The organism is Trinickia sp. (assembly GCF_051961175.1).
Classification (GTDB): Bacteria; Pseudomonadota; Gammaproteobacteria; order Burkholderiales; family Burkholderiaceae; genus Trinickia.
The window spans coordinates 1-8,467 of record NZ_JBQCDN010000215.1 but is presented as its reverse complement, the minus strand read 5'-3'; the positions used below and the strand labels follow the sequence as shown (position 1 = coordinate 8,467).

At 63.2% G+C, this 8,467-nt stretch carries 6 protein-coding genes; all 6 read left to right on the top strand.

Translation table 11 applies throughout. The features are described 5' to 3' along the window. The coding region (locus ACTHL0_RS12795) for a phospholipase D-like domain-containing protein (protein ID WP_440567119.1) at nucleotides 1–797 on the top strand (797 nt) is incomplete at its 5' end. Between the two features lie 199 nt (nucleotides 798–996). After that, a complete protein-coding gene (locus ACTHL0_RS12790) occupies nucleotides 997–1,725 on the top strand; it encodes a TetR/AcrR family transcriptional regulator (protein ID WP_440567118.1) in 729 nt (242 codons plus the stop codon). 77 nt (nucleotides 1,726–1,802) lie between these two features. Then, nucleotides 1,803–3,590 (top strand): acyl-CoA dehydrogenase C-terminal domain-containing protein, encoded by a 1,788-nt coding sequence (locus ACTHL0_RS12785; protein ID WP_440567117.1) that lies wholly within the window; start codon nucleotides 1,803–1,805, stop codon nucleotides 3,588–3,590. Between the two features lie 138 nt (nucleotides 3,591–3,728). After that, a complete protein-coding gene (locus ACTHL0_RS12780; RefSeq protein ID WP_440567116.1) occupies nucleotides 3,729–6,167 on the top strand; it encodes a 3-hydroxyacyl-CoA dehydrogenase/enoyl-CoA hydratase family protein in 2,439 nt (812 codons plus the stop codon). A 17-nt stretch (nucleotides 6,168–6,184) separates the two neighbouring features. After that, entirely contained in the window at nucleotides 6,185–7,384 is a 1,200-nt protein-coding gene (locus ACTHL0_RS12775; protein ID WP_440567115.1) for an acetyl-CoA C-acyltransferase, read from the top strand. Nucleotides 7,385–7,474: 90 nt separating this feature from the next. Continuing rightward, the gene (locus tag ACTHL0_RS12770) at nucleotides 7,475–8,242 is read left to right on the top strand and encodes an enoyl-CoA hydratase (RefSeq protein WP_440567114.1); all 768 of its coding nucleotides are present in this window, start codon (nucleotides 7,475–7,477) and stop codon (nucleotides 8,240–8,242) included. The last annotated feature ends 225 nt before the right edge of the window (nucleotides 8,243–8,467 follow it).

Below are 8,467 nucleotides of genomic sequence, written 5' to 3'. Positions count from 1 at the left end.
GTCTCGAGCATCCGCGCTGGGATTTTGCCGTCGAATTGATCGGCCCCGTCGTGGCGCGTATCGCCGCCGCATTGGATACGCAGTGGCGCCGCCTGGAGTTGGGCCACCGGCCCTATGCCGCTTCGGTTTCGCGCGCGCTCGTGCTTCGCGCACAGGCCGCCGCCGCGGGCATCGCCGCGCCGTCGCGGCGCTCTACTCCAACATCGGCGCATGCGCTCAAGGCGCCAAGCGTGGCTTTCGTCGCACGCGACAACTTCGTGAATCGGCGTGCGATCGAAAAGGCGTACCTGGTCGCCATCGGCCGCGCGCGCCAGGAAATTCTGCTGGCCAATCCGTTTTTCGTGCCGGGACGCAAGCTCAGACGCGCTTTGGTAGCGGCGGCCCGGCGCGGCGTCGACGTGCGTCTATTGATTGGCCGCAAGGAATTCGCCGCGCTCGATCACGCTGTGCCCTATCTTTACCGCACGTTCCTGGCCGCTGGCGCCCAGATCGCCGAATATGAAAAAACGCTGCTGCACGGCAAAGTTGCCGTCGTCGATTCGAACTGGGCGACGGTGGGTTCGTCGAACCTCGACGCTCTGAGTCTCGTGCTCAACAACGAGGCGAATGTCGTGCTGATCGAGCACTGCGAAATCGGCCAACTGCGCGACGCGATCCTGGCTGCCTTCGCCGAGGCCCGCCCGATCGATCCCGCTCGCTACGCAGCGCGGCCGTGGCCCGAACGGCTGATCAACCGGCTCGCCTATGCGGCCTATCGCGCCGCCATGAAGCTCCTGACGGTAGGCGGATACGATTAGTCTGCGCACGGCGATCAGGGCGCCGATGGCGCCCGCCACATGCCCGGAGTTTCCCTAATCGAGCCCAGCCACAAGAGCTAGCCGTCCCGTTAGATTCCGGTTTCTAATAAAGTCCTTGTTTCCCGGACGGTCGCGTTCAATAATAGTACGCCCGTTCTATTTTTTAATTGCACAGGCAGAGGAACGGTACAAAGAGGCCATGCGAAAAGGTGAACAAACGCGCGCAGCGATTCTCGATGCCGCGCTCGATCTGGCGAGCCGTGACGGGCTTGAGGGCTTGACGATCGGCTTGCTTGCCGAGCGCATGCAGATGAGCAAAAGCGGGGTTTTTGCGCATTTCGGGTCGCGGGAGGACTTGCAAGTCGAAGTCGTCCGCGAATACCACCGCCGTTTTGAGCAGGAGGTGTTTTTCCCGAGCTTGCACGAGCCGCGCGGCTTGCCGAGGTTGCGCGCGATGCTGGGCCGCTGGATGGAGCGGCGCATTCAGGAAGTGACGACCGGGTGCATTTACATCAGCGGTGCCGTGGAATACGACGACCGCGGCGACAACCCCGTTCGCGAGCAGCTTGTCCTGAGCGTGTCGACGTGGCGGGCCGCGTTGCTGCGGGCCATTTCGCAAGCCGTTGAAGAAGGGCATCTGCGTGCGGATACCGATCCGAACCTGATGCTGTTCGAACTGTATAGCTTCACGCTCGGTCTGCACCACGACGCGCGCTTTCTGCATCTGTCCGATGCTGCGCGGCTTACGTGGGCCGCGCTTGAAAAAACCATTGATTCGTATCAGAGCGCACCGGGCCGCCCCAAGCGCTCTGACGCCCCCTCGGGGGGAGCTTTGCATGGGACCGGAGTAAGCGCTGAAGCGCCCACTCCGGTCGACAGCGAACGAAGTGAACGTGGGGGCGATTTATCTCAGAGCGAGAGCCGTTAGTCAGCAGCGCTCCCACCCGGCGCACTGACTGCCATTGGCGGCTTGATCTCTACCGCTGCAAACCTTTGGAGGATGTCATGGGTCAGTACGCCGCGCCGCTGCGCGATATGCAATTCGTGCTGCACGAACTGCTGAACGTCGAAAACGAAGTCAAAGGCATGCCGAAGCACGCTGACCTCGATGCCGACACGATCAACCAAGTGCTCGAAGAAGCCGGCAAGTTCTGCGCCGAAGTCCTGTTCCCGCTGAACCAGAGCGGCGACGCGGAAGGCTGCACCTATGCGGGCGACGGCGTGGTGACGACGCCGAAGGGTTTCAAGGAGGCGTACAGCCAATACGTCGAGGCTGGCTGGCCCGCGCTCGGCTGCGATCCCGAATACGGCGGCCAAGGCTTGCCGGCATTCGTGAATAACGCGCTCTATGAAATGCTGAACTCGTCCAACCAGGCATGGACGATGTATCCGGGCCTCTCGCACGGCGCCTACGAATGCCTGCATGCGCATGGCACGCCCGAGCAGCAACAGGTTTACCTGCCCAAGCTCGTGGCGGGCAAATGGACGGGCACGATGTGTCTGACCGAACCGCATTGCGGCACCGATCTCGGCATCCTGCGCACGAAGGCCGAATCGAACGGCGACGGCTCGTATCTGATTACCGGCACGAAGATCTTCATCTCGAGCGGCGAACACGATCTTGCCGAAAACATCGTTCACCTCGTGCTCGCGCGTCTGCCCGATGCGCCTCCGGGAACGAAGGGCATTTCCCTGTTCATCGTGCCGAAGTTCATCCCGAACGCGGCCGGCGAGCCGGGTGAGCGCAACGGCATCAAGTGTGGCTCGATCGAACACAAGATGGGCATCCACGCGAACGCCACTTGCGTGATGAATCTCGACAACGCGAAGGGCTGGCTTGTCGGCGAACCGAATCGCGGCCTGCAAGCGATGTTCGTCATGATGAACGCGGCGCGCCTCGGCGTCGGCATGCAAAGCCTCGGCCTCACGGAAGTCGCCTATCAGAACTCGCTCGTCTATGCGAAGGAACGTCTGCAGATGCGTTCGCTGACGGGCCCGAAGGCGCCCGAGAAAGCCGCCGATCCGATCATCGTGCACCCGGACGTACGCCGTATGCTGCTGACGCAAAAGGCGTATGCCGAAGGCGCGCGTGCGTTCTCGTACTGGTCGGCCCTGCAGATCGACAAGGAGTTGTCGCACGAAGACGAAGCCGAGCGCAAGGAAGCGGCCGATCTCGTCGCGCTGCTCACGCCGATTCTGAAGGCGTTCCTCTCGGACAACGCGTTCGAATGCACGAACCACGCGATGCAGATTTTTGGCGGCCATGGATTTATCAAGGAATGGGGCATGGAGCAGTACGTGCGCGACGCCCGCATCAACATGATCTACGAAGGTACGAATGCCGTGCAGTCGCTCGATCTGCTGGGCCGCAAGGTACTGGGCGACATGGGCGCGAAGCTGCGCAAGTTCGGCAAGCTCGTGACGGATTTCGTCGAAGCCGAAGGCGTCAAGCCCGAGATGCAAGAGTTCGTGAACCCGCTCGCCGACATCGGCGACAAGGTGCAGAAGCTCACGATGGAAATCGGCATGAAGGCGATGGCCAACCAGGACGAAGTGGGCGCGGCGGCGGTGCCGTATCTGCGCACGGTCGGCCACCTGGTCTTCTCGTACTTCTGGGCGCGCATGGCGCGCATTGCGCTCGACAAGGAAGCGTCGGGCGATCCGTTCTACAAGTCCAAGCTCGCGACGGCGCGCTTCTACTTCGCGAAGCTCTTGCCCGAAACGGCCAAGACGATCCGCGAAGCACGCGCGGGTTCGAAGACGCTGATGGAAGTCGACGAGGCGCTGTTCTAAGCCAGCGCTCCTGCCGCGCGGCGCGGCCAGGACGCAAGCGCCGCTCGCTTCCGATTCACCGCGGCTCGATCCGCATCGCAGCGCGCGATGCGCAGCCATCGAGCCCGCGAAAACGCATGACTCCCAGGGAGGAAAAACGTGAGCAATCTGATCATTCGCAAGGTGGCCGTGCTCGGCGCCGGCGTGATGGGCGCGCAGATCGCCGCGCACCTGATCAATGCCAAGGTGCCGGTGCTGCTGTTCGATCTTCCTGCCAAGGAAGGCCCGAAGAACGCGATCGCGCTGAAAGCGATCGACAATCTGAAGAAGCTGTCGCCCGCGCCGTTCGGCGCGAAGGACGATGCCCGGTACATCGAGCCGGCGAATTACGAAGACGATATCGCCAAGCTCGAGCAATGCGATCTCGTCATCGAGGCGATCGCCGAGCGGATGGACTGGAAGCACGATTTGTACAAGAAGGTCGCGCCGCACCTCGCGCCGCATGCGATCTTCGCGACGAATACATCTGGCCTCTCGATCACGAAGTTGTCCGAAGGATTCTCCGAAGAACTGAAGTCGCGTTTCTGCGGTGTGCACTTCTTCAATCCGCCGCGCTACATGCATCTCGTCGAACTGATCCCGACAACGCATACGCAGCCGCACATCCTCGACGATCTCGAAACGTTCCTGACGAGCGTCGTGGGCAAGGGCGTCGTGCGCGCGAAGGATACCCCGAACTTCATCGCGAACCGCGTCGGTATCTTCTCGATCCTCGCGGTCATTACCGAAGCCTCGAAGTTCGGCCTGCGCTTCGATGAAGTCGACGACCTGACGGGCTCGCGCCTGGGCCGCGCCAAATCGGCCACGTTCCGCACGGCGGACGTCGTCGGTCTCGACACGATGGCGCACGTCATCAAGACGATGCAGGACAACCTGGCCGACGATCCGTTCTTCCCCGTGTATGAAACGCCGGCCGTGCTGGCCGCGCTCGTCGCCAAGGGGGCGCTCGGCCAAAAGACGGGCGGCGGCTTCTACAAGAAGGAAGGCAAAGCGATCAAGGTGCTCGACCCGAAGACGGGCGAGTACGTCGAAGGCGGTGCGAAGGCGGACGAATTGATCGGCCGCATCCTGAAGCGTCCGCCAGCCGAGCGCCTGCAGCTCCTGCGCGAATCGGAGCACCCTCAGGCGCAATTCCTGTGGTCGATCTTCCGCGATGTCTTCCACTACATCGCCGTGCACCTGGAATCGATCGCCGATAACGCGCGCGACGTCGATCTCGCGATTCGTTGGGGCTTCGGCTGGAACGAGGGCCCGTTCGAGGGCTGGCAGGCGGCCGGTTGGAAGCAAGTCGCCGAGTGGGTGCAAGCGGATATCGTCGCGGGCAAGGCATTGGCGAATGCGCCGCTGCCGTCGTGGGTATTTGAGGGCGACGTGGCGCAGAAGGGCGGCGTCCATACGGCCGAAGGTTCGTGGTCGCCCGCGGCAGCGAAGTTCGAGCCGCGTTCGACGCTGCCCGTCTATCGCAAGCAGGTATTCCGTGCCCCGCTCGTCGGCGAAACCGGCGTCGATCCGAAGGCTTACGGCAAGACGCTGTTCGAAACGGATTCGGTGCGCGCATGGGTCGATGACCGCGCGGGCGAGGACGATGTCGTCATCCTTTCCTTCAAGACGAAGATGAACACGATCGGCCCGGGCGTGCTCGACGGCCTCGCACAAGCGATCGAATTGGCCGAGCAGTCGTACAAGGGCGTGGTCGTGTGGCAGCCCACTTCGCTGAAGCTCGGGACCCCGGGCGGCCCGTTCTCGGCCGGCGCCAACCTCGAAGAAGCGATGCCCGCCTTCATGATGGGTGGCGCCAAAGGGATCGAGCCGTTCGTCAAGAAGTTTCAGCAAACCATGCTGCGCGTCAAATACGCGAACGTGCCCGTCGTGGCCGCGGTCTCGGGCATTGCACTCGGCGGCGGATGCGAGTTCATGCTCCATAGCGCCAAGCGTGTGGCACACATCGAGAGTTATGTCGGGCTCGTCGAAGTCGGCGTCGGTCTTGTGCCGGCGGGCGGCGGCCTGAAGGAAGCCGCGTTGCGCGCGGCCGATGCGGCTGCGGCCGTCGGGGCATCGAACGGCGAGCTGCTGAAGTTCCTCTCGAAGTCGTTCGAGAACGCGGCGATGGCGAAGGTGTCCGCGTCGGCCATCGAGGCCCGTGCGATGGGTTATCTGAAGCCGTCGGACACGATCGTCTTCAACGTGTTCGAGTTGCTGGACACGGCGAAGAAGGAGGCGCGTGCGCTGGCCGCCGCGGGGTACCGTCCGCCGCTGCCGGCCAAGCAGGTGCCGGTGGCTGGCCGCTCGGCGATTTCGACGATCAAGGCGCAGCTCGTGAACATGCGCGACGGCAACTTCATCAGCGCGCACGATTTCCTGATCGCCTCGCGTATTGCCGAAGTCGTTTGCGGCGGCGATGTCGAAGCCGGCAGTCTCGTCGACGAAGAATGGCTGCTCACGTTGGAACGCCGCGCATTCGTCGACCTGCTTGGCACGCAAAAGACGCAAGAGCGAATCATGGGCATGCTGCAGACCGGTAAGCCGGTGCGCAACTAAACAGGCAGGAGCGCCAAATGAGCAAACAATTGCAAGACGCATACATCGTCGCCGCGAGCCGCACGCCGATCGGCAAGGCCCCGCGCGGCATATTCAAGAGCACGCGGCCGGACGAGCTGCTCGTGCACGCGATCAAATCGGCCGTGGCGCAAGTGCCCGGGCTCGATACGAAGGTGATCGAGGACGCGATCGTCGGCTGCGCGATTCCCGAGGCCGAGCAGGGCCTGAACGTCGCGCGGATCGGCGCGCTGCTCGCGGGCCTGCCGCAATCGGTGGGCGGCGTAACGGTCAATCGCTTCTGCGCCTCGGGTGTGACGGCGCTCGCGATGGCGGCCGATCGTATCCGCGTCGGCGAAGCCGATGCGATGATCGCGGGCGGCTGCGAATCGATGAGCATGGTGCCGATGATGGGTAACACGCCATCGATGTCGCCGCACATCTTCGACAACAACGAGAACTTCGGCATTGCCTACGGCATGGGCCTCACGGCCGAGCGCGTCGCCGAGCGCTGGAAGGTGAGCCGCGAGGATCAGGACCGCTTCTCGCTCGAATCGCACCAAAAGGCGATCGCCGCCCAACAAGCCGGCGAGTTCAAGGATGAGATCGCGCCTTACACGATCGTCGAGCGCGTGCCCGATCTCGCGACGGGCGAAGTGAAGACGAAGACGCGCGAAATCGCACTCGACGAAGGCCCCCGTCCCGATACGACGCTTGAAGGGCTCGGCAAGCTGCGCGCGGTCTTCGCGAACAAGGGCTCGGTGACGGCGGGCAACAGCTCGCAAACGTCGGACGGCGCCGGGGCGCTGATCGTGGTGTCCGAGAAGATCCTGAAGCAGTTCAACCTGACGCCGCTCGCGCGCTTCGTGAGCTTCGCCGTGCGCGGCGTGCCGCCCGAAGTGATGGGGATCGGCCCGAAGGAAGCGATTCCGGCCGCGCTCAAGGCGGCGGGCCTGACGCAGGACGATCTGGATTGGATCGAGTTGAACGAAGCTTTCGCGGCGCAATCGCTCGCGGTGGTGCGCGAGCTCGGTCTCGATCCGTCGAAGGTCAACCCGCTCGGCGGTGCAATCGCACTCGGCCACCCGCTCGGCGCGACGGGGGCGATCCGTGCGGCAACGGTCGTGCACGGTTTGCGCCGCCGCAATCTGAAGTACGGCATGGTGACGATGTGCGTCGGCACCGGTATGGGCGCAGCGGGCATCATCGAGCGGCTGTAACCCGGCCGTGACCCGGTCACGACGGTGACGGTTCGTGAGCCATGGAGCAATCCTCCGGGGCCACGAACCGTTTTCCTTTGGAGAGAGACGATGGACATAGTGGTTGAGCGCAGTGCCGAAGGCGTGATGACGATCGCCTTGAATCGGCCTGAAAAGAAGAACGCGATCACGTCGGCGATGTATCAAACGATGGCCGATGCGCTGGCCGATGCGCAGGAGGACGCAGCCGTTCGCGCGATCTTGATCCGCGGCAGCGAGAACGTCTTTAGCGCCGGGAACGATCTCGAAGACTTTATGAAGTCGCCGCCAAGCAGCGAGGACGCGCCGGTGCTGCAGTTCCTGCGGCGCATCAGCGGTGCGGAAAAGCCGATTGTGGCGTCGGTCGCCGGCGTGGCGGTGGGCATCGGCACGACGTTGCTGCTGCATTGCGATATGGTGTACGCGGCCGAGTCGGCCACGTTCTCGTTGCCGTTCTCGCAATTGGGGCTGTGCCCCGAGGCGGCATCGAGCCTGCTGCTGCCGCGCCTCGCGGGCTATCCGCTCGCGGCCGAAAAGCTGCTGCTCGGTGAAGCGTTCGATGCGAAGGAAGCGCATCGGATGGGCATCGTCAATCGCTTGCTGCCCATGGGTGAGGTCGATGCATTCGCATACGCACAAGCGGTTAAGCTCAGCGCGCTACCGGCTTCGTCGCTGCGCGTGACGAAAATGCTGATGAAGCGTGCGCACGGGCACGAAATCGCCGATCGCATGAAAGAGGAAGTCGTGCACTTCGGCAAGATGCTGCTCGCCCCCGAAGCACGCGAAGCGATGATGGCGTTCTTTCAGAAGCGCAAGCCGGATTTCAGGCAATTTGGTTGAACCGATGCGAGGCAAAAGACCCGAGCGTGAATCCGTTTAGACATTGCGCTCGGTTGTCGGTCAATGTGCGGGGCGAACCGAATGGCTCGAGCATCGAACAGCGAGCGACCCGGTGTGCCGCGGTATATCGGTGGGACGTGCAACGTGCGCGCTGAGCGCGCACGGTGGACGCTGGGTTAACGCGAAATATTACCGGTTTTGATCTTTTCGAGGCAGTCCATCGGC

Coding starts and splice junctions, on each gene's coding strand:
- ACTHL0_RS12775 (WP_440567115.1), top strand. CDS start 6,185: ATGAGCAAACAATTGCAAGACGCATACATCGTCGCCGCGAGCCGCACG.
- ACTHL0_RS12790 (WP_440567118.1), top strand. CDS start 997: ATGCGAAAAGGTGAACAAACGCGCGCAGCGATTCTCGATGCCGCGCTC.
- ACTHL0_RS12770 (WP_440567114.1), top strand. CDS start 7,475: ATGGACATAGTGGTTGAGCGCAGTGCCGAAGGCGTGATGACGATCGCC.
- ACTHL0_RS12785 (WP_440567117.1), top strand. CDS start 1,803: ATGGGTCAGTACGCCGCGCCGCTGCGCGATATGCAATTCGTGCTGCAC.